A 19,031-nucleotide genomic window follows, 5' to 3' on the forward strand; every position below is an offset into this window, starting at 1 on the left:
CGTTTCGCGCCCTATAGTCTGGACAACGCCCCGGTTAGAGAGGGCGTTTTGATATTAGAGGTAGGGGAGAATGCAGCGATGACTGTTGTCACCATTTCAATTTTATGTGGGTTTGTGGCCATATTATATGGCTTTATAACAAGCCGCCAGGTGCTCAATGCACCGGCCGGTAACGAAAAAATGCAATCTATCGCAGGCGCGATTCAGGAAGGCGCACAGGCTTATCTGAACCGCCAATATCGGGCGATTGGCATGGTCGGCGTTGTTGTCGCAGTGCTGGTCTTCATATTTCTTGGTGTCATCTCAACGGTTGGTTTTCTGCTGGGGGCGATATTGTCGGGTGTTGCCGGCTATATCGGGATGAATATCTCGGTTCGCGCTAATGTCCGTACGGCACAGGGTGCGAGCGAAAGTCTGCAGACGGGTCTCACGGTTGCGTTTCGCGCCGGTGCGGTGACCGGCATGCTGGTGGCTGGCCTTGCGCTTTTGGCCATCTCGATCTTCTTCTATGTGCTGACAACCCAGATGGGACTGGCGGCCAATGACCGGACAGTTATTGATTCTCTGGTCGCTCTGGCCTTCGGCGCTTCGCTGATCTCGATCTTTGCGCGGCTTGGCGGCGGTATCTTTACCAAGGCTGCCGACGTTGGTGCCGATCTGGTTGGCAAGGTGGAAGCCGGGATTCCAGAGGATGATCCGCGCAATCCTGCCACCATTGCCGATAACGTTGGCGACAATGTCGGCGACTGCGCCGGCATGGCGGCCGACCTGTTCGAGACCTATGTCGTGACGGTTGGTGCCACCATGGTCCTGTTGGCGCTGATCTTTGGCGATCTGGTCGGCAGCGCGATGCTGTATAATCTGATGTCGCTGCCACTGATTGTCGGCGGTATCTGTATCCTGACCTCAATCGTTGGCACCTATATGGTCCGGCTGGGCAAGGGCACCAACATCATGGGTGCGCTTTACAAGGGCTTCATCACGACCGCCGTGCTCTCGATCCCTGCGATCTATTATGTCACGATCCAGACGCTGGGTGACATGAACACACCGATTGGTGTCGCGCTGGACGGTAGTGGCGGCTTTACCGGCATGGCCCTGTTCTGGTCGATGATGGTCGGACTGGCAGTCACCGGCCTGATCATCTGGATCACCGAATATTATACCGGCACCGAATATCGTCCGGTGCGGTCGATCGCCAAATCGTCGGAAACCGGTCACGGTACCAATGTGATCCAGGGGCTGGCGATTTCGATGGAAGCAACGGCCCTGCCAACGCTGGTGATCGTCGTCGGTATCGTTATTGCGTTCCAGCTCGCTGGTCTGATCGGTATCGCCTTTGCCGCTACTGCCATGCTGGCACTGGCCGGGATGGTTGTCGCGCTGGACGCTTATGGACCGGTTACGGATAACGCCGGCGGTATTGCCGAGATGGCGGGACTGGACGAAAGTGTCCGCAACAAGACCGATGCACTGGATGCCGTGGGTAACACCACCAAGGCGGTGACCAAGGGCTATGCCATTGGTTCCGCCGGTCTTGCTGCGCTGGTGCTGTTCTCGGCCTATACCGCTGACCTGGAGGAGTTCTTTCCGAACCTCGATGTCAGCTTCAGCCTGGAAAACCCCTATGTGATTGTCGGTCTGCTGCTGGGGGCGCTGTTGCCCTATCTGTTCGGATCGATGGGCATGACCGCTGTGGGGCGAGCCGCCGGTGATGTGGTCAAGGACGTGCGTGAGCAGTTCAAAAATGATCCGGGCATCATGGCCGGGACTTCACGGCCCAACTATGCCCGAACGGTGGATCTGGTAACCAAGGCGGCGATCAAGGAAATGGTGCTGCCGTCCTTGCTGCCGGTATTGGCGCCGATCGTGGTCTATTTCGCGATCACCGCAGTTGCTGGGCAGGCGAATGGCTTTGCCGCGCTTGGTGCCTTGCTGCTTGGCGTGATCGTCTCCGGTCTGTTCGTGGCGCTGTCGATGACAGCGGGCGGCGGCGCTTGGGACAATGCCAAGAAATATATCGAGGACGGCAATCACGGCGGCAAGGGCTCGGAAGCCCATAAGGCTGCTGTTACCGGCGATACCGTCGGCGATCCTTACAAGGACACCGCAGGTCCGGCAGTCAACCCGATGATCAAGATCACCAATATCGTCGCTCTGCTGCTGTTGGCAGCGCTCTATGCGGCCCAGGGTGGTATGTAAGGAGAAACCCGCGATGAGTGCCGTTCGACAAGCTCAGGAGTAGCGGTACGGAACAGATAAGGAACCCGCCGGAAGCGATTTCGGCGGGCTTTTTCATGCCCGCAAACAGCGAAAATTTCTCCGTACAGCGTTAATAACATGTTACCCCTTTTCCGCTAGCCAGAGACCAGAAACGAGATTGGCGCGGGCAGCAGATACCAATGGACTTGAGTGGCTTACAGAATTTTGAGGGGACGGATATCCGTGCCAACCGCTTCCGTGAGCGTTTAGGCGAGGCAGAATCTCAGGCGATATTGCTGCCGGTTTCCGAGATCGATGCCAATCTGGTGCACGCCTGGAACGAGCTGGCCGCAGAGGCGAGCGAGCCGAATATATTCTATGAGTCCTGGTTCCTGCGCCCGGCCCTTGCGAACATTGACCACCATCCCGATCTTCGACTGTTTCTTTTGTGGGCGGCGGATCCCGGCCATAGCGCGTTGCTTGGGCTCCTCCCGATCGGCCCGATTGATCGGTTTGGCCGCTGGCCGGTGCCGCACGTCCAGAACTGGGTCCATCATAATTGTTTCCTGGGAACGCCCCTGGTCCGCAAGGGTTTTGAACAAGTCTTCTGGGAGCAGCTGGTCGCCGCCGTCGACGGCAGTGGCTGGCCCGGATTTCTGCATATCAATGGCATGACGATCGGCGGCCCGGTCGAACAGGCCTTGCGTGTGGTGAGTAGGACGCAGAAAAGGCGCTGCGATCTGGTGCACAGTGAGGTGCGCGCGTTTCTGCAGAGCGATGGGGGATCGGAAGACTATCTCAAGGCCAATATGCGGGGGAAAAAACGCAAGGAACTGCGACGGCAGGCCAAACGTCTCGATGAACTCGGTGCGGTGACCTATGCCCACCATTGCGACTCCCGCGATCTGGAGCAATGGATAGACGAGTTTCTGGAACTGGAACGGCGCGGCTGGAAAGGCTTTGGCGGGTCGGCGCTCGATTCAGAGGAACAGACGCGGCAATTGTTCCAGCAGGCGCTGGCCGGCGCGGCGAAGGCGGGGCAGCTGGAGCGTCACGATATCCGGCTGGAAGGCGCGCCGCTGGCGATGCTGGTGAATTTCCACAGCGGCCGCGGCAGCTTTTCCTTCAAGACCGCTTTTGATGAAGCCTTTGCGCGTTTCTCCCCCGGCGTGCTGCTGCAGCTGGAAAATCTGAAGATCCTGGAAAATCCGGCGATTGACTGGATGGACAGCTGTGCGGCCGAAGATCACCCGATGATTGACAGCATCTGGAGCGGCCGTCGCCACGTCGGCCGGTTTTCGATTGAACTGAAAGGTATTTCGCGTCGCTCGGTTTTCCGGGGGGTCCGGCTCGGCGAAAAGCTGATGGCGCGGATCAAGGGACGCGCGAAGCAAGATCCGATGGAGGCACAGATATGAACCAGATTTCCAGCCAGCATAGCTTTCGCCAGCATGTCTTCGGGGATGAGAGCCGGCGGCAATTTGATGCCTGCTATCCGGAACAGGCGGCGGTTCTGGAGCACAATATGATGTCGCACGAACTGCTGACGCTCGATGCGCTGGCGGAACTGGGCACGGCGCTGCCGGAAGAGAGCGTGGAATATAATCCGGGCGATCTGCCGGTCGGCGTCAAACCGGAGGATGTGCCGGACAATGGCATGAGCATTGGCGACACGATCCGGATGATCGACAGCGCGGCGAGCTGGGCGGTGCTGAAGAATATCGAGCAGATGCCGGAATATGAACGGCTGCTGCATTCCCTCTTGTCCGAAATCCGTCCAATCCTGGAGGCGAAGACTGGCCAGATGCTGAAGCCGCAGGGCTTTATCTTCGTATCGTCGCCGAATGCGGTGACGCCTTATCATTTCGATCCGGAGCATAATATCCTGCTGCAGCTGCGCGGCGAGAAATGGATGACCACATTCCCCGCAGGCAACGCGCGCTATGCCGCTGACGAGATCCACGAAGGCTATCATCTGGGCGGTCATCGCAATCTGGTCTGGCAGGATGATTTCGAAGCCGAAGGCACGCGCCACCATCTGACTCCGGGCAAGGCGATCTTCGTGCCGGTGATGGCACCGCATTATGTCAAGGTAGGGCCGGAGCCGAGCATCTCGCTCTCGATCACCTGGCGCAGCGACTGGAGCTTTGAAGAGGCCGATGCGCGGGCGTTTAACGGCTGGCTCCGCAAGCGCGGCGTGACGCCAAAGGCACCGGGGCGTTTCCCGGCGCGGAACAAGGCGAAGGCGTTGGGCTGGCGGGTGATGCGGAAGCTTGGCGGCTAGCGGGAGAACCGATCGTCATGCCTCCTCTTTGGGCGAGCGGTAGGACCGTAGCTTAGTTGGAATCTATTACCGCCAACTTCACTTGGATCGTGTCTCTGAAACAAGGTTTCAGCCATAAAGGGCGAGGCAACATGAAAGTTTTTGGCGTCATCGCCTTAATTGGATCTCTCTTTGTGATGGGCTGCGCAAGCAAATTGCCAACCTATCGTTTTCTGCTGACGGTGGACGTGGAGACGCCCGAAGGGCTGCGCTCTGGTTCAAGTGTTATCGAAGTGATGACAAGTGACCAGGGCAAGGGCTTTCCTGGACCGGAAGCAGGCGGCATACGAACTCAGTCACGTGGCGAAGCGGTGGCAGTGGACTTGCCGGGGGAGCAGGTCCTGTTCTTGCTGTTCAATGCGGACTGGGCCGGCGAAGTGATGCCAAGAGTTAATCCAGACATATTATATGGCGACGGTACGTTTGAGCAGAAATTAAATGCAATAATAGCGCGGCGAGAGCCAATCCCTTTACCCCGCCATTTTTCCCATCGGTTTCCACCCCCTTCATCCGAGCAGGCTTCGCCGAGCGCTTATCCAAGGATGGTGACCTTTGCCGATTTGGATGATCCGACCAGCGTGGAACTGGTCAACCCTGATGATCTCGCCGCCAGCTTTGGCGAAGGTGTGAAGCTGAAACGCATAACCGTGCAGATTACTGAGGCCCCCGTGACAACGGGGATTGAGAAGAGGTTGGTGTGGTTGGGGGAGTATCCCGAGCCAAGTTTGGACCCTGTGCGCGGACCCAAAGATTTTAGTTTAGCAGCTACACTGCACCACGGAGATTTTCGTTGGGGAGTTATGAAATGAATAGAGACGTATTCCCGTCGGCAATTTTCGTGGTCTGTTTACAACGGAGCATTATTGATGAACAGGGAGCATTATGTGATACTGTTTGCGGAGGCGCGGGGGCATTACGATTGCGTGGAGCTTCATGTGTCTAAAAGATGTGGGACGACCAGTATGAAACCTGTTGGTTGAATTACCCTCTTTTAATCAGAGCAGGCTACTCTATATGGCATGATATAACATCACATAAAAATCGGTTTATCATGCCCATTTCTCAAAATATTTCCCGCCTGACCAAGAAGGGCAATGACCTGGTTGAGGGCGCAGCGATCTCGGTATCGGTGCTGTGCCTTGTTCATTGTCTGGCGTTGCCCGTGCTGCTGTTCCTTCTCCCGGGCCTGCTGGGCATTTTTGTGCAGTCGGAGATATTTCATGCGGCTGTTTTCCTCGTCATAGCGCCCTTTGCGGTGGTTGCCTTTGGGATGGGCTACCGCTTTCATCGGCAGGCGGTTCCGGCGATGCTGGGGCTGGTGGGTCTGGCCTGCCTTGCCGTTGCCCTGATGCCGGGCCTCGGCGAGGAGAGAGAATTTTGGATCACGGTGACCGGCAGCCTGTTGCTGGTTGTCGGGCATCTGCTGAACTGGGCTAAGCGGAGACATCGCCATTGAGCGGGTGCTGGCTTGGGGAGGGCGGCGGTTTTCAAAATGGTGTGGGCTAAAGCCCCTGCGTTCTCAATGATGGGCGAGATGGTTGGGCGCTGTTTGTTGCGCTGCGCGAGCGATGCTTTCGCATCGCCACCACCCCAACCCCTCCTCTGAAGAGGAGGGGCTGTAGAAGGCGGTGATGCTTGCTGCTTGACTTTCGAACCGCCGCCGTCACTCTCTCGAAAAAAGCAGGAGAGAGAATATGGCCACCGTTGCCGCCGCCGCGCCTATGAGCATGGACGCCTTTGTAGAGAAGCAGGCGAGAGGGGACGCGGTGGTGAATATCGTGCTCGCTGGCGGGATCAACTACTGGCTGACGCGTAATCTGGCTTTTGTGCCGGGGACGCTGCCTTTTGGCGATACGAACCCCAGTCTCGGTGGAACATTGGTCGGGATCGCGGTGCTGATGAGTATACTGCTGACCCTGATCGTCTATCCGATCACCGTCTCCCAGCGCAAGGCGGGCAAGATCGTCCCTGGTCTGGCCGCTGATACGCGCGTTGGATTTGCGCCGTTTGGGCTGGCGCTCAAGCATCTGGTGCTGACTCTGATTCCCGCCGTGCTGATCGGACTGGTGCTGGAAAGCGCCGCGCCGGATCTGCGTTTTGCGCCATGGGTATTTATCGCCTTGGTTACGATTATCGCAGCGGTGCTGGCCTATTTCATGTCGAAGAGCACGACGCGGGCGACATTGAAATTGTGATTATCATTTCTGCCTCTTTTGCTGTCCCGGCTGACCGACGCGCGGACATCATCACCTTGTGCGCCGAGCATAGCGCCCGGTCGCGCGCCGAACCGGGCTGTCTCTCGCACCATATCCATGCGGATTGCGAGAATCCGAACCGGTTGTTTTTTCACGAGGAGTGGCGAGATGAGGCTGCCGTTGCTGCCCATTTTGCGTTGCCGGAATCGGGGGCCTTTGTGAAACGGTTGACCGCGCTGGTTGGCGGGCGGCCCGAGATCAGGATTTATCGAGCGGAAGCGGTGTCGGCTGAGGACTTGAGTTCAATAGAGCGCTAGTCCTGAGCCTGTCGACCCAGAGGGCGAGCGAAGCTCAACGGCGCTTGTCCTCGGAGAGGCGTGGTTCGACAAGCTCACCACTAACGGCATCCCAGTAATGCCCTTCGGGCGGGCTCAGGGCTAACGCAATCCCTCGCTTTCGCAACTTGCTAAAACCGCTTGCGGAAATCGATCTCGATATAGCGCCCGACCGGATCGAGATAGCCCGGCTGGTAGCTGAGCGGCACCAGGCCGCTGCTGTCGCGGACGGTCTGGACGTCGTTGAAGATATTGTCGACCTTGAAGGCGATGCGGCTGCCTTTCAGGAAGGGGATCTTCTCGGTCAGGCTGCCGCGATCATCAAGATTGACGAACACCCTCAGGTTGAAAGTTGTCAGGTCGGAAAAGCGCAGGTCTGAGCCGGTCAGGCCGCCATTGACCCGGGTCGCGATCTGGTGCTTGCCGTCGAGACGGAAGCCGATGCCGTTCTTAAACCAGCCGCCGTTGATCTCGAACTCGTGACGCGGGCTGCCGCCGGAGGAACCGATGGCCGATCCATCTAGCAGATCCAGTTCTTCGACGCCCGGCCGGATCAGGATCCGGTCCTGCAGGCGGATCGTGTGATAGGCGGAAACCTGCCAGCGTCCGCCGCTGTTGCGTCCGCCCGCTCCACGGCTGCCACGCGGGCCTCCTCGCCGTTCACTCTGTTCAGTCTTGGGGGGAGTGCCTTCTGCGGACTTGTCTCCCTGTGTTTTGGCGTCAGCTCCAGGCCCGCCCGGTGAGCGCTCCGCCCGGCCCGCTCTGCCCGGCCCGCCGCGGCGCCGCTCACCAAAGCGTTTGGAAAAATCGATGCCGTAGCGGATCCGTTCGCTGCGGACATTGGCATAGTTGACTGGTCGCCGGTCGATCGCAACCAGCTGGCAGGAGGGATCGCGGGTCACCCGGTCGGGGAAGGCGGCCTCGATCTCGGGCGTCAGCAAGGGGAAGCTCGACGCGACGTTGCTGCTGTTGTTGCGGAAATATTCGCCAAGAAAAGTGAAGCCGTCGAGCCATTCGGGCCGGTAGTTGACCGCCAGCTTGATGTCCCGCCGCTTTTCCGCCAGCAGCGCGGGGTTGCCGCCGGTGGTGATCGCCGCCAGCACGGTCTGGCCGGTGACGAAATCGAAGGTGGTTACGTCCGGCGTGATAATCACCGGGTTGCCGAGCTGGGTGATGCCGGGAGCGGCTTCCTCACCAATCGCAGAGGCGGTGAAAACGAGCCCGTCGAACGGTTCCCAGTTCAGGCCAAAGCCGAATTCGACGAGGCCGCCAAAATCGGACAGGTCAGAATAGCCGAGATTGCCGTTGACCGACAATTTGCCGATCGCCTCGACAACGTCGATATTCTCGTCGGCCAGCGGGATATCAATATTGATGCCTGTGCTCAGCTTGTCGCGGCCGAGATTGGTGGCGGTGAGGACCCCGCGCCGGGTTTCGCGGCTATCCAGATCTTCGCGATCATAGCCCGCCCGGATGGTGGTCGTGACCGTGCCGGAGGGCAGGTTCAGCAGGCTGCCGGAGAGCGTCGCCAGATTGTTGAAAGTCTGGTTGACCACCCGGGCGCTGTCGGTGACCGGTGCGCCCAGCAGATTGCCGAAACTGTCGGCGCGTGGATCGACAAGACCCGCATCAATCGCTGCCTGCAGGGCGCTGATATCGCCGGACCGGTCGGTGTCGCTATTGGTCTGGGCGCGCGTATAATCGCTGGTTAGCGACCAGCGCCATTCGCTGAGATTGCCGTTCAGGGTGAGGCCGGCCTGCGCCGTGTTGGATTCCTGGACCCGGTTGAGCGGGCCGTATTCGGTGAAATAGCGGAACAGCGGATCACCAGCGACCTGCAGCGTTCCGTTCGGCAGTCCCTGGAGGCCGCGCGACTTGTCATAGACATAGCCGCCGTTCAGCGACAGCGACATGCCGTTGTCGAAGGCGCGGCTGTAATTGGCATTGAGTTCGACATTGTCTGACGGTGCCACCAGCGTCCGGAAATCGCCAAGATTGACCAGAGCGCCGGCCGCGTTCTGGATGATGTCCCGCTCGCTTTCGGTGATCGCCGTGTTGTTCTGCCATTCGAGATTGATATTGACCCGGCTTGTCTTGCCGATGCGGGTGAGCGTGGTTTCCAGTTCGGACCGTCCCTGACCGCCCTGCGTGGGGACGCCATATTCCGCAGACGCGCTGAGCCCGGTATAATTGTCCTTGAGGATGAAGTTGATGACCCGCTGATCCGGCCGATAGCCATATTGCAGCGCCAGTTCCTCCGGAAACACCTGAACGGTGCGAATGGCCTCTGGTGGCAGGTCCCGGATTTCGCGGAAGCCGGAGGTGCGCTGACCGTTGATCAGCACCACCGGTCGACCGCTGCCGCGGCCCCGGCTGGAGCTGGTCTGCGAGGAGAGCGCGTCAAGCAGATCGGAGACGGAAGACGCACCATAGCTGGCTATGTCTGCTTCGGACAGCTCGACGACGGGGGGCACCTCGGTGACGACCGCGCCGCGCGGCCGTTCCGCGATCACGACGATTTCCTCATCCGCATATTCGGGTTCGGGATTGCTGACTTGTGCGCTGGCTGGCGGAGAAAATAACAGTCCTGCCAGAACCAGGGGAGAGGCGGTTAATAGGGATCGGGGGGAAGATATCATCATTTCGGTCACTAGCTGGAACTAAGGGGGATAGAAGATGTCTGAAGTGCCATGCAGGTCGCACCAATGGTATAGTTTCTTTGTATTAAATTGTCGCAGGGAAATCGCTGCGTGACTGGGGGCTACTATCATTTCACCAGATACAGCAAAGCCTTCCCTTTTTGCGCATTTGCCGTTATGGCGCACTGCAACACGCGAGAATATCGCACCATTAGGGAAAATACAGCGCCATATGGCAAAAGAAGAATTATTGGAAATGAAGGGGATGGTTCGCGAACTGCTCCCCAACGCCATGTTCCGGGTCGAGCTGGAAAACGGCCACGAAATCCTCGGACATACCGCCGGCAAGATGCGCAAGAACCGCATCCGCGTGCTGGTTGGCGATGAAGTGCTCGTCGAGCTCACCCCTTATGACCTGACCAAGGGTCGCATCACCTATCGTTTCAAGTGACGAGCTATGGCTCGTCATCCCGGACTTGATCCGGGATCCAGGCATGTCATAAAACTGGGCTTGCGATTTGGCGTTCTGGATGCTGAATCGAGTTCAGCATGACGAAAGTGAACATATGAAACTGGTCCTCGCTTCCTCCAGTCCGCGCCGTCTGGAACTGCTTGGCCGTCTCGGTGTCACCCCTGACCGGATCATCTCCCCCGATATTGACGAAACCCCGCACAAGGCCGAGCTGCCGCGCGACTATGTAATGCGCATGGCGCGCGAAAAGGCCGCGGCCGTCGAACGCCAGGACCAGGAAGTGCTGGTCGCCGGCGACACCACGGTTGCCGTGGGCCGCAGGATATTGGGGCAGGCGGCCGACGCGGCGGAGCAGCGCTCATTCATGCAGTTGATCAGCGGCCGGCGGCATCATGTGATGTCCGCCGTCTGCGTGATCGCGGCGGATGGCACTGCGCGCACCAAATTGTCGGACAGTATCGTGAAGTTCAAGCGGTTCGAGCCGCACGAGATCGAGGCCTATATTGCCACCGGCGAAGGTCAGGGCAAGGCCGGCGGCTATGCGATCCAGGGCACGGCGGAAGCCTTCGTTACCTGGATGTCGGGCAGCTATAGCGGGATCATGGGCTTGCCGCTTTACGAGACCCGCAACCTGCTGATCAGCGCCGGTTATCCCCTTGGCTGATTTTGCCAACGGCTGGCTGTACGAAGCCGGAATTGGCGAGAATCGCGCTCTGCGACTGGAAAATGGCGAGCTGGTGCAAATCCGGATCGAGCGTGCTGATGGGCAGGCACGGCCGGGTGCGGTTGTCGACGCCCGATTTACCCGGCAGTGGGTTGCTGGAAAATCCGGAATCGTGATCTTGACGGACGGGCAGGAAGCGCTGCTCCAGCCGCTGCCCAAGGGGCTAACCGAAGGGGCAGCGGTGCGCGTCGAGATCGTGCGTGCTGCACAGATCGAACGTGGCGGTCAGGCCAAGCGCGCCAAGGCGCAGCCGGTCGACAAGAATAGCCCGGCCAGCGAAGGTCCGGACCTGCTAGCTGAAATCCGCGCGACCGGGCTGCCAGTCCAACAGGTCCACGCCCACGATCAGGACTTTTTGGCGGAGCACGGCTGGCACGAGGCGATCGAGCAGGCAGAAACCGGACGGGTAGACTTTAAGAACGGAAGCCTGTTGCTTTCTATGACCCCCGCAATGACGGTCATCGACGTCGATGGGCCCCTGCCTCCTTTCGAGTTGGCGAAACGGGCGGCGAAAGCAATCGCCAAGACGGTCGTGCGGCTAGATATCGGCGGCAATATCGGGATCGATTTTCCGACGCTGCAGGCGAAGCCGGAACGGGCCGCCGTTAACGCTATTTTTGATGAATATATGACGGCCAATTGCGAACGCACGGCGATCAACGGCTTTGGTTTCATGCAGATTGTCAGCCGCAAGATGCGGCCCTCGGTGCCGGAAATCCTGCAAGCCAACCATGCGACTAATATGGCTCTGAATCTGCTGCGGCAGGCTGAGCGGGATGGCGGTGTCGGGCCGATTCAACTGAATGTGCATCCGGCCGTGGCGAACAAGCTGAGACAGCCGCTTCTCGACGAACTGGCCCGGCGCACCGGCCGTCCGGTGTCGGTTGCGGCAGAGGGAAGGATTTCCATTGACGGAGCTTCGGTGGGCTGATCACCGGCGCCTGGGGGAAAGGACGGGAAGACTTGCTTTTGCGACGGCCAATGGTCAAAGCCAGCACATGACAGATATCATTCTCTACGACTATTGGCGCAGCTCGGCGAGTTACCGGGTGCGCATCGCGCTCAACCTCAAGGGCGTCGCCTATCAGTCCATCGACACTAGCCTGCTCGAAGGCGCGCAAAAGGCACCGGACTATGTCGCCCGCAATCCCCAGGGCTTGGTGCCCATGCTGTCGATCGACGGGCGGGACCTGATCCAGTCGCTGGCGATCATCGACTATCTGGATGCGAAATATGCAGACCCGCCGATGGTCTCTGCCGATCCAGTGGCGCGATCCAGAACGCTTGCTCAGGCGATGGTGGTCGCGGCCGATATCCATCCGGTCAACAATCTGCGGATCCTGAAATATCTGAAGACTGAACTGGGACAGGATCAGGAAGCGATTGATCGCTGGTATCGCCACTGGATCAAAGAGGGATTTGCCGCTCTTGAGCAGATGGCACCGGAAGCTGGTTTGTTCGGCGGCGAGCAACCCAATCTGGCAGATGTCTGCCTGATCCCGCAAATATACAATGCGCGAAGGTTTGAGACGGATTTGAGCCCGTTTCCCACACTGGTCCGTATAGATGCCGCGTGCAATGCGCTTGAGGCGTTTCAGAAAGCGGCTCCGGAAGCCGTGAAACCAGAATGACAATAACGCGGATTTTGGTGCTGCCGCTGCTGGCTCCTTTGTGGGTCGCGAGCGTTCCCGCGTGGGCGGAAGAGCAAGTCAGTGGTGATGCCGGCGAGATCGTCGTGACCGGCCTGCCGCTATCGCTCGGTGAAAGCGCCTATAACAGCACCGAAATTTCTCTCGACTCTCCACAAATCGTGGAAAATATTTTGCGCGATGTGCCGGGACTGCAACAGTTCCGCCGGTCTGATGCCCGTTCTGCCAACCCGACCAGTCAAGGCGTCACCCTGCGCGGGCTGGGAGGCAATGCGTCCTCGCGCGCGCTTTTGATCTTGGACGGGGTCCCGCAGGCTGATCCCTTCGGCGGTTGGGTGGCCTGGCCGGGTTATGACGCTTTGCCGCTGGCTGAAGCCCGTATCCGCCGTGGCGGAGGCAGCGGGGCCGACGGGCAGGGGGCGATCGCCGGTACCATTGAGCTGTTCAGCGACAATATCGGCGACGCCATCGAGCTCGGGGCCGCTTATGGCAGCCGCAACAGCGTCGATGCCGATCTGCTGTTTGGCCGCGAACTGGGGCAGGGACAACTCACCATCTCTGCCAATTATGCGCGCGGCGACGGGTTTATTCCGATCATCGAAGGCCAGCGTGGCGCCGTTGATCGTCCCGCGGAATATGAGCAAGCTGGTCTGGCGGTACGCTTCGTTGCGCCTCTGTCCGACGAGACGGAACTGCAAGCCAACGTCCGGACCTACATCGATGACCGGGAGCGAGGCTTTGCGTTCAGCGAGAACCACAATGACGGCACCGACGCCAGCATCCGCATGGTCAACCGCGGCTCCGACTGGCAATGGTCGGCGCTTGGCTATGTCCAGATCCGCAATTTCGATGTCAGCTTCGGCGGTGTCTCGGATGATCGCAATTCCGTCAGGCGGGTGTTCGAACAATATAATGTGCCGTCCACTGGCCTCGGCGCGCGGTTCGAAGTACGGCCACCGGTGGGCGACAATGTCGAGCTTCGTATTGGCGGCGACTGGCGGCGGACGGAGGGGCAAACCAAAGAGAATTTCTTCTTCGCCGACAATGATACGCCGCGCCGCAGCCGCCGGGCAGGGGGCAGCACCGCGACCTATGGCGGTTTCGTGGAAGCCAGCGTGCAGGCGAGCGATGCGCTGGTTCTGACTGGTGGCGGACGGGTCGACTTCTGGTCGATCGATGACGGCTTTCGCAAAGAAATCGAGCTGATCAATCCGTTTCCCGGTTCAGTGCGAACGGACGAACGGTTCACTGATCGTAGCGGCAGTGAATTTACCGGACGCGGTGGCTTTGCTTTCGATGCGACCAGCGCCCTAACCTTGCGGGGAGTGGCCTATCTGGGTTGGCGCCTGCCGACGCTGAACGAATTGTTCCGGCCTTTTCGGGTCGGAAATGACGCAACGGCGGCCAACGAACTGCTGGAACCGGAACGGGTCAAGGGCGCAGAAATTGGCCTCGACTGGGCGAGTGGCGCGGTGACATTGGGGGTTACCGCTTTCTATAACCAGCTCGATAACGCCATCGCAAATGTGACATTGGCCAAGGGACCTGGGCTGTTCCCCGGCGTCGGTTTTGTCGCAGCGGGGGCGACCTACAGCCAGCGGCAGAATCTGGAGTCGATCCAGTCAAAGGGTATCGAAGTCGACGCTCTGTTCGATCTCGACGATCTTGCCGATGGCCTGACCGTTCGCGCCGGCTACGCATTTGTCGATGCTTCGGTCGAGGGGGCGGGCGCAGCTGCTCCGATCGACGGATTGCGGCCGGCTCAAGTTCCCCGCCACAACCTGTCAGGGGCGATCAGCTGGGAAAGGAGCGATGGTAGCGGAGCAAGCCTGTCCGCGCGCTATATTGGTCAGCAATTCGAGGATGATGTTAATCGCCTTAGCCTTGCCGATGCTTTTACCATCGATGGCCGCATGGCGCTGGCCGTCAATGATCGGCTGCTCGTCGAAACGCGGGTTGAAAATCTTCTCGACGCCCGCGTAGAGGCAGCGATCAGTAGCAATGGAATAATAGAACGCGCGTTTCCCCGGACATTTTGGATTGGACTTCGCGCTAGAATTGAATAAATATTATATATGAACTTTCTGCTTGATGATTTTCTGCCCTACCAGCTGTCGACGGCGTCTAACGCTGTCAGCGATCTGATTGCGAGCGAGTATAAAAGCCGTTTCGGCCTCAAAATCCCGGAATGGCGGGTCATGGCCGTGCTTGGCACGCGCGGCGCATCGACACAGCGGCACCTGGTCGAAGCGACATTGATGGACAAGGTGACGGTCAACCGGGCGGTCAAAAATCTCGTGGACCGGGCCCTGCTCGATCGCAGTCCCAATAGCGCCGACGGGCGGTCCCATCATCTGCTGCTGAGCAAGACAGGGCGCGAATTATACGGCCAGATCTTGCCTGCCGCCCAGGCGATGGACAAGAAAATCATGGCTGTGCTGAGCGAAGACGAGAAAACCGAATTGTCGGCGATGCTGGCCAAAATCAAACAGTCCGCAGACACTATCGCAAACGGGTAAAAAAAAGAGCGGCAGATGACTGCCGCTCTCTTGATGATCGCTGTCGTCTTTTTCGCTACATCATAGCGTCCGAGATCGAGCAGGCCGCTGGGCCGAGGATCACGATGAACAATGTCGGCAGAATGAACAAGATCAGCGGGATCGTCATAATGGCCGGAAGACGGGCCGCTTTTTCTTCGGCACGCATCATCCGGTCGTTGCGGAATTCTGCGGACAATACGCGCAGCGAAGACGCTAGCGGCGTACCGTATTTTTCGGTCTGGATCATCGTAGTGACAACGCCTTTGACGTGGTCCAGCGCCACACGGTAGGCGAGATTCTCAAAGGCTTGCCGCCGTTCGGTGAGAAAGCCCAGTTCAATCGAGGTCAGCGAGAATTCGTCTGCCAATTCCGGATAGGCCCCGCCGAGTTCTTTGGAAACACGGGCAAAGGCTGTGTCGACCGTTAAACCTGCTTCGGCACAGATGACCAGCAGATCGATCGCGTCCGGCAGACCCTTGCGGATCAGGTCGGTCCGTTTGGCAATCAGGTTGTTGATGTAAATATCCGCGCCTTTATACCCCAGAATCGTTGCGCCGGCGAAGGCCCCGAAACGCTTCAGATCGGACCAATCCGAAAGATAACCGAACCCGTATATGGCCAGCGCTGCGCCGCCTCCAAGCACGATGGGCAAAACCAAACGACTGAAAATTATCAGAAAAGCCAGGTCTTTTGACCGGATGCCGGCCTGTGCCAGTTTCTTTTGTGCTTCCTTGACCTGGCTTTCTTGCAGCACCTTCATAGACGACAGCAGATTGCGCATGCGGTCGGTGGTGTCGTTTTGCTGTACCAGCTTCGCCCGTTTCTTGGTGGTTGAAGCCATGATACCGGCCTTCAACTGCTCGCGGCGCTTATTCAGGGACTTGACCCGCTTTGCCATGGGATCGCGCACCGTCACTGCGGCATAGATGGCGAAGATGACCGCCATTGCGGCAACGGCCGACAATATGGTCGCTACCCACAGCACATCTACACCGAATAATGTTGGTCCGCCGCTCACGGTCATTTGCCTTGCACCTTCATTCTAAATTTCAAAGCTGACCATTTTGGCCATGATGAACACCCCGATGCCCATCCAGCACAGGCCGCCGAGACCGGCGATGATAAGCCGCTCTTCGTAGAAGAAGCCGGCCAGGTAAGTGGGGTTTACCGAATAGACCAGACCGAACACAATGAACGGCAGCGATCCGACGATATAGGCTGAAGCCTTGGATTCGGAGGACATTGCCTTGATCTTGAGTTTCATCTGGCCACGTTTGCGCAGAACGTCGGCGAGGTTGGACAGCGTTTCCGCCAGGTTACCGCCAGTTTCACGCTGAATCGCCAATGTGATGCAGAAGAATTGGAATTCAGGTGTATCCATCCGCTTCGCGCTTTCTTGCAGCGCGTCTTCCATGGTCTGGCCGATCTTGATCCGGTCGACCACCTTCTGGAATTCCTCGCCCACAGGACCATCAATCTCTTTCGCAACAACGCCGATTGTTTCGGTAACCGGAAGACCGGACCGCAGCCCGCGAACAAGCAATTCGATGGCGTCGGGAAAGGAGGCAGTAAATTTCGCAATCCGTCGGTTGATCAGGAATCCGACGATGAAATGGGGCAGTCCCGCACCGAGCAACAGCCCGACAAAAAGACACAGTAAAAGTGGTGCGCCTTTTAGAAACAAAAGGCCCGACGAGATTACAAACAGGCCGCCTGCTGCGTAAAAGAAATAGGAAAGCGGCCAGTTGTGACCGGTTTTTTCCATGCGGATGGCCAAAGTCTCCAATTTGGTCATCGTATCGCCCCTGGGGCGGGTCGTTTTGCGTCTGGCAGAAAGCGCCTTTTTCATCTGCGCTTCCACTTTTACTTCAGCGCTGTCGGAATGGCGGTATTTGAGTTTGTCGAGCCGCTTTGCGCTCGCTTTCGACGCGGATGGGCCGGCAAACGCAATGATCAGCAGCATCAGCGCCACCAGAACGCCCGCCGCCAAAATTGCCATTTGCACCATATCCATATCTTAATTCCTTTAAAGCTGAAAAGCGCTTGCGCCTGATTCAGACGCTCGCAGCATCCTCTTTGGCTTTTTTCGACGGCAGAAGTGACTTCAGATCGCCGAATTTCTCGCGCAACGACTTCTTGTCGTTCAGGTCATCGGCTTCTTCGCCACCGCTAACGGAGCCGAGTACAAGACTGGTCAACTCGACGATCTTCGCAGAGGCTTTGCTTGATTTTCCGGCCTGTACGAGAGCCTGGCCCAATTTGGCTGACTGAGCGGCGGTCCGTGGATCATACGGTATCATCACGTCGATTTTGCGTTCGATTGAACCTTCGAAATCCTGCCGGCTAATTTCCAGATTGGAAGTCTGGACCTTGTTGGCAACAACATAGACCTTGCTTTGGGCTGCATGAGATTTCAGCCACGACAATAAACGAATGCAGTCACGTGCCGACGCCAAGGTCAGTTCGGTCACGATGACCGTTGCGTTCACATCGCCCAGCAGATGGGGATAATTGATCAGCATATCGCGTGGCAAATCGATGACCGTGCAATCGAACGATGCGCGAAATTCTTCCTGCAGCTGGAAGAATGCCGTGCCGTCGGTCATGATCGGCGAATGGATCGGTGCTTCGGCGGACAGCAGCGACAGCTTCTCGTTGGCCTTGATCATGGCGCGTTCAATGAACAGTCCATCGATACGGCTTGGATTGTCGATCGCATCTGTCAGGCCGCGACCTGGCTCCAGATCGAGTGACAGAGCGGCGGTGCCGAAATGAACATCCAGATCCAGCAATGCCGTCAGCCGTTCCTGATCATGGCTCAGCAACCATGCGAGTGACGTCGCAATCGTTGAAGCTCCGACACCACCGCGGGTGCCAATTACGGCTGTGGAAATATGCGGTTTTCCAGCCTGTGCCTCTTCTATTTTCGGAGCGTTGAGCACCGCTTGCGCCTGCGCCAGAACGTCGCGCAATTGTTCCGGGCTGAACGGCTTCAGCAGATAATCCTGCAGGCCACTGACGATCAAGTCGCGATAGAGGCGAACGTCATTGACCTGGCCCATTGCGATCACAACAGTGCCCGGTTCGCATACTTCTGCGAGCGAGTTGATATCGTTCAGCGGATCACCCGATTCCGACAGGTCGACCAACAGAATATTCGGGCTGGCAGCAACCGAAAGTGTCTGGACGGCGTTGCGCAGTCCACCCTTGTGACATTTGTCGACCGGCCAGCCCATTTCTTCAGCTATAGGGCGCAGCATCTCCAGCGTATCATCATCGCAAACAAAGGCGGCAAACGGATCACGGCCATTTGGCGAGCCAGGTTTCCAAGGAGCGTTCATTATTGTCCTCCTACTTTCTTGTCACGATAGGCACGGATTGCCTTGGAAGCGCGGGACTGATCTTCGCCTTTCGCATTTTCGCCGCGGACCAGATCTTCGGGATTGGCCATCATGGCCGAAAGGGTGCTATTCGTCCCGCAGCCATAATTTTCGCTGGTGCGCGCCTGAAAATCGGTGTGGCTGCGATAGCTGTAATCCGGGCAGCCCGGAACCGATGCCGAGGTGCGTGTCACGACGACCCGCATCAGACCGGCAGGAACATATCCTTCTGTGACCGGTGCCTTGTCGCTGACAAGGAGTCCGTAGTCTGCCACAATATTTTCTACTGCCGCTTTTGCCGCGGGAGTGGCGGTGTAGCCAGGATCATCAATCGAAACACGGTCGCCATAACCGAGTTCGAGGGCATCGAGCCAACCCGACAACCGATTTTGTTCGGCTGTCGAAAGGCCGCCAGCGCCTGCATTCAGGTCGAGCACGAAATTCGTTTTGGAGACGACCGGCTGGCGCTCGCTATAAACGCTCCGGTTCGCGGTCGTGCTGCCGCACGCCGCAAGCGAAAGGCTAAGGCCGGCGATGATTGCCATTGAAACGATGCGCATGTTCTGTTCTCC

At 58.3% G+C, this 19,031-nt stretch carries 18 protein-coding genes; 13 read left to right on the plus strand and 5 right to left on the minus strand.

From position 1 onward, the window contains the following. Positions 1 to 78: 78 nt before the first annotated feature. From ACN0WW_RS15345 to ACN0WW_RS15375, 7 genes are all read left to right on the plus strand, one after another. Positions 79 to 2,202 (plus strand): sodium-translocating pyrophosphatase, encoded by a 2,124-nt coding sequence (locus ACN0WW_RS15345; protein WP_417613747.1) that lies wholly within the window; start codon positions 79 to 81, stop codon positions 2,200 to 2,202. Positions 2,203 to 2,402: 200 nt separating this feature from the next. Continuing rightward, on the plus strand, positions 2,403 to 3,620 hold the full coding sequence (locus ACN0WW_RS15350; RefSeq protein WP_417613748.1) for a GNAT family N-acetyltransferase: 1,218 nt from the start codon (positions 2,403 to 2,405) through the stop codon (positions 3,618 to 3,620). After that, positions 3,617 to 4,486, plus strand: coding sequence for a transcriptional regulator (locus ACN0WW_RS15355; protein WP_417613749.1), 870 nt, complete (start codon positions 3,617 to 3,619; stop codon positions 4,484 to 4,486). Before ACN0WW_RS15350 ends, ACN0WW_RS15355 begins: the two co-directional genes overlap by 4 nt. Positions 4,487 to 4,542: 56 nt before the next feature. Beyond that, the gene (locus ACN0WW_RS15360; RefSeq protein ID WP_417613750.1) at positions 4,543 to 5,334 is read left to right on the plus strand and encodes a hypothetical protein; all 792 of its coding nucleotides are present in this window, start codon (positions 4,543 to 4,545) and stop codon (positions 5,332 to 5,334) included. A gap of 242 nt (positions 5,335 to 5,576) precedes the next feature. Continuing rightward, complete coding sequence (locus tag ACN0WW_RS15365) at positions 5,577 to 5,981, plus strand: MerC domain-containing protein (RefSeq protein WP_417613751.1); 405 nt, start codon at positions 5,577 to 5,579, stop codon at positions 5,979 to 5,981. A gap of 238 nt (positions 5,982 to 6,219) precedes the next feature. Next, entirely contained in the window at positions 6,220 to 6,720 is a 501-nt protein-coding gene (locus tag ACN0WW_RS15370) for a hypothetical protein (RefSeq protein ID WP_417613752.1), read from the plus strand. Next, a complete protein-coding gene (locus ACN0WW_RS15375) occupies positions 6,717 to 7,037 on the plus strand; it encodes a putative quinol monooxygenase (protein WP_417613753.1) in 321 nt (106 codons plus the stop codon). The genes ACN0WW_RS15370 and ACN0WW_RS15375 overlap by 4 nt, the downstream gene beginning before the upstream one ends. A 149-nt stretch (positions 7,038 to 7,186) precedes the next feature. Here the strand turns inward: ACN0WW_RS15375 and ACN0WW_RS15380 are convergent, their stop codons facing one another. Then, positions 7,187 to 9,697 (minus strand): hypothetical protein, encoded by a 2,511-nt coding sequence (locus ACN0WW_RS15380; RefSeq protein WP_417613754.1) that lies wholly within the window; start codon positions 9,695 to 9,697, stop codon positions 7,187 to 7,189. A 229-nt stretch (positions 9,698 to 9,926) separates the two neighbouring features. Between ACN0WW_RS15380 and infA the strand changes: the two genes are divergently transcribed. From infA to ACN0WW_RS15410, 6 genes are all read left to right on the plus strand, one after another. Next, on the plus strand, positions 9,927 to 10,145 hold the full coding sequence (gene infA, locus ACN0WW_RS15385) for a translation initiation factor IF-1 (RefSeq protein ID WP_066742521.1): 219 nt from the start codon (positions 9,927 to 9,929) through the stop codon (positions 10,143 to 10,145). A gap of 115 nt (positions 10,146 to 10,260) precedes the next feature. Then, complete coding sequence (locus ACN0WW_RS15390; RefSeq protein ID WP_417613838.1) at positions 10,261 to 10,830, plus strand: Maf family protein; 570 nt, start codon at positions 10,261 to 10,263, stop codon at positions 10,828 to 10,830. After that, positions 10,823 to 11,821 carry a ribonuclease E/G gene (locus ACN0WW_RS15395; RefSeq protein ID WP_417613755.1) on the plus strand — a complete coding sequence of 333 codons (999 nt, stop codon included), beginning with the start codon at positions 10,823 to 10,825 and terminating at the stop codon, positions 11,819 to 11,821. The genes ACN0WW_RS15390 and ACN0WW_RS15395 overlap by 8 nt, the downstream gene beginning before the upstream one ends. Before the next feature lie 67 nt (positions 11,822 to 11,888). Further along, positions 11,889 to 12,521 carry a maleylacetoacetate isomerase gene (gene maiA, locus ACN0WW_RS15400; protein WP_417613756.1) on the plus strand — a complete coding sequence of 211 codons (633 nt, stop codon included), beginning with the start codon at positions 11,889 to 11,891 and terminating at the stop codon, positions 12,519 to 12,521. Further along, entirely contained in the window at positions 12,518 to 14,605 is a 2,088-nt protein-coding gene (locus ACN0WW_RS15405) for a TonB-dependent receptor (protein WP_417613757.1), read from the plus strand. The genes maiA and ACN0WW_RS15405 overlap by 4 nt, the downstream gene beginning before the upstream one ends. A 9-nt stretch (positions 14,606 to 14,614) precedes the next feature. Then, positions 14,615 to 15,058 (plus strand): MarR family winged helix-turn-helix transcriptional regulator, encoded by a 444-nt coding sequence (locus ACN0WW_RS15410; RefSeq protein ID WP_417613758.1) that lies wholly within the window; start codon positions 14,615 to 14,617, stop codon positions 15,056 to 15,058. 55 nt (positions 15,059 to 15,113) lie between these two features. Here the strand turns inward: ACN0WW_RS15410 and ACN0WW_RS15415 are convergent, their stop codons facing one another. From ACN0WW_RS15415 to ACN0WW_RS15430, 4 genes are read right to left on the minus strand one after another with little or no spacing between them, the layout of a single operon-like run. Continuing rightward, complete coding sequence (locus ACN0WW_RS15415; RefSeq protein WP_417613759.1) at positions 15,114 to 16,103, minus strand: type II secretion system F family protein; 990 nt, start codon at positions 16,101 to 16,103, stop codon at positions 15,114 to 15,116. Positions 16,104 to 16,121: 18 nt separating this feature from the next. Next, on the minus strand, positions 16,122 to 17,093 hold the full coding sequence (locus tag ACN0WW_RS15420) for a type II secretion system F family protein (RefSeq protein ID WP_417613760.1): 972 nt from the start codon (positions 17,091 to 17,093) through the stop codon (positions 16,122 to 16,124). A gap of 40 nt (positions 17,094 to 17,133) precedes the next feature. After that, the gene (locus tag ACN0WW_RS15425) at positions 17,134 to 18,420 is read right to left on the minus strand and encodes a pilus assembly protein CpaE (RefSeq protein ID WP_417613761.1); all 1,287 of its coding nucleotides are present in this window, start codon (positions 18,418 to 18,420) and stop codon (positions 17,134 to 17,136) included. Next, complete coding sequence (locus tag ACN0WW_RS15430; protein WP_417613762.1) at positions 18,420 to 19,019, minus strand: CpaD family pilus assembly protein; 600 nt, start codon at positions 19,017 to 19,019, stop codon at positions 18,420 to 18,422. Before ACN0WW_RS15430 ends, ACN0WW_RS15425 begins: the two co-directional genes overlap by 1 nt. Positions 19,020 to 19,031 lie beyond the last annotated feature (12 nt).

It is taken from the genome of Parasphingorhabdus sp., assembly GCF_048269865.1.
In the GTDB taxonomy this organism is placed as follows: Bacteria; Pseudomonadota; Alphaproteobacteria; order Sphingomonadales; family Sphingomonadaceae; genus Parasphingorhabdus.

Bases quoted from the DNA above. Each gene is read 5' to 3' on its own strand.
- ACN0WW_RS15420 (WP_417613760.1), bottom strand. From the start codon at position 17,093: ATGGATATGGTGCAAATGGCAATTTTGGCGGCGGGCGTTCTGGTGGCG.
- ACN0WW_RS15410 (WP_417613758.1), top strand. From the start codon at position 14,615: ATGAACTTTCTGCTTGATGATTTTCTGCCCTACCAGCTGTCGACGGCG.
- ACN0WW_RS15425 (WP_417613761.1), bottom strand. From the start codon at position 18,420: ATGAACGCTCCTTGGAAACCTGGCTCGCCAAATGGCCGTGATCCGTTT.
- ACN0WW_RS15355 (WP_417613749.1), top strand. From the start codon at position 3,617: ATGAACCAGATTTCCAGCCAGCATAGCTTTCGCCAGCATGTCTTCGGG.
- ACN0WW_RS15430 (WP_417613762.1), bottom strand. From the start codon at position 19,019: ATGCGCATCGTTTCAATGGCAATCATCGCCGGCCTTAGCCTTTCGCTT.
- ACN0WW_RS15405 (WP_417613757.1), top strand. From the start codon at position 12,518: ATGACAATAACGCGGATTTTGGTGCTGCCGCTGCTGGCTCCTTTGTGG.
- ACN0WW_RS15370 (WP_417613752.1), top strand. From the start codon at position 6,220: ATGGCCACCGTTGCCGCCGCCGCGCCTATGAGCATGGACGCCTTTGTA.
- ACN0WW_RS15390 (WP_417613838.1), top strand. From the start codon at position 10,261: ATGAAACTGGTCCTCGCTTCCTCCAGTCCGCGCCGTCTGGAACTGCTT.
- ACN0WW_RS15350 (WP_417613748.1), top strand. From the start codon at position 2,403: ATGGACTTGAGTGGCTTACAGAATTTTGAGGGGACGGATATCCGTGCC.
- infA (WP_066742521.1), top strand. From the start codon at position 9,927: ATGGCAAAAGAAGAATTATTGGAAATGAAGGGGATGGTTCGCGAACTG.
- ACN0WW_RS15345 (WP_417613747.1), top strand. From the start codon at position 79: ATGACTGTTGTCACCATTTCAATTTTATGTGGGTTTGTGGCCATATTA.
- ACN0WW_RS15365 (WP_417613751.1), top strand. From the start codon at position 5,577: ATGCCCATTTCTCAAAATATTTCCCGCCTGACCAAGAAGGGCAATGAC.
- maiA (WP_417613756.1), top strand. From the start codon at position 11,889: ATGACAGATATCATTCTCTACGACTATTGGCGCAGCTCGGCGAGTTAC.
- ACN0WW_RS15415 (WP_417613759.1), bottom strand. From the start codon at position 16,103: ATGACCGTGAGCGGCGGACCAACATTATTCGGTGTAGATGTGCTGTGG.
- ACN0WW_RS15380 (WP_417613754.1), bottom strand. From the start codon at position 9,697: ATGATGATATCTTCCCCCCGATCCCTATTAACCGCCTCTCCCCTGGTT.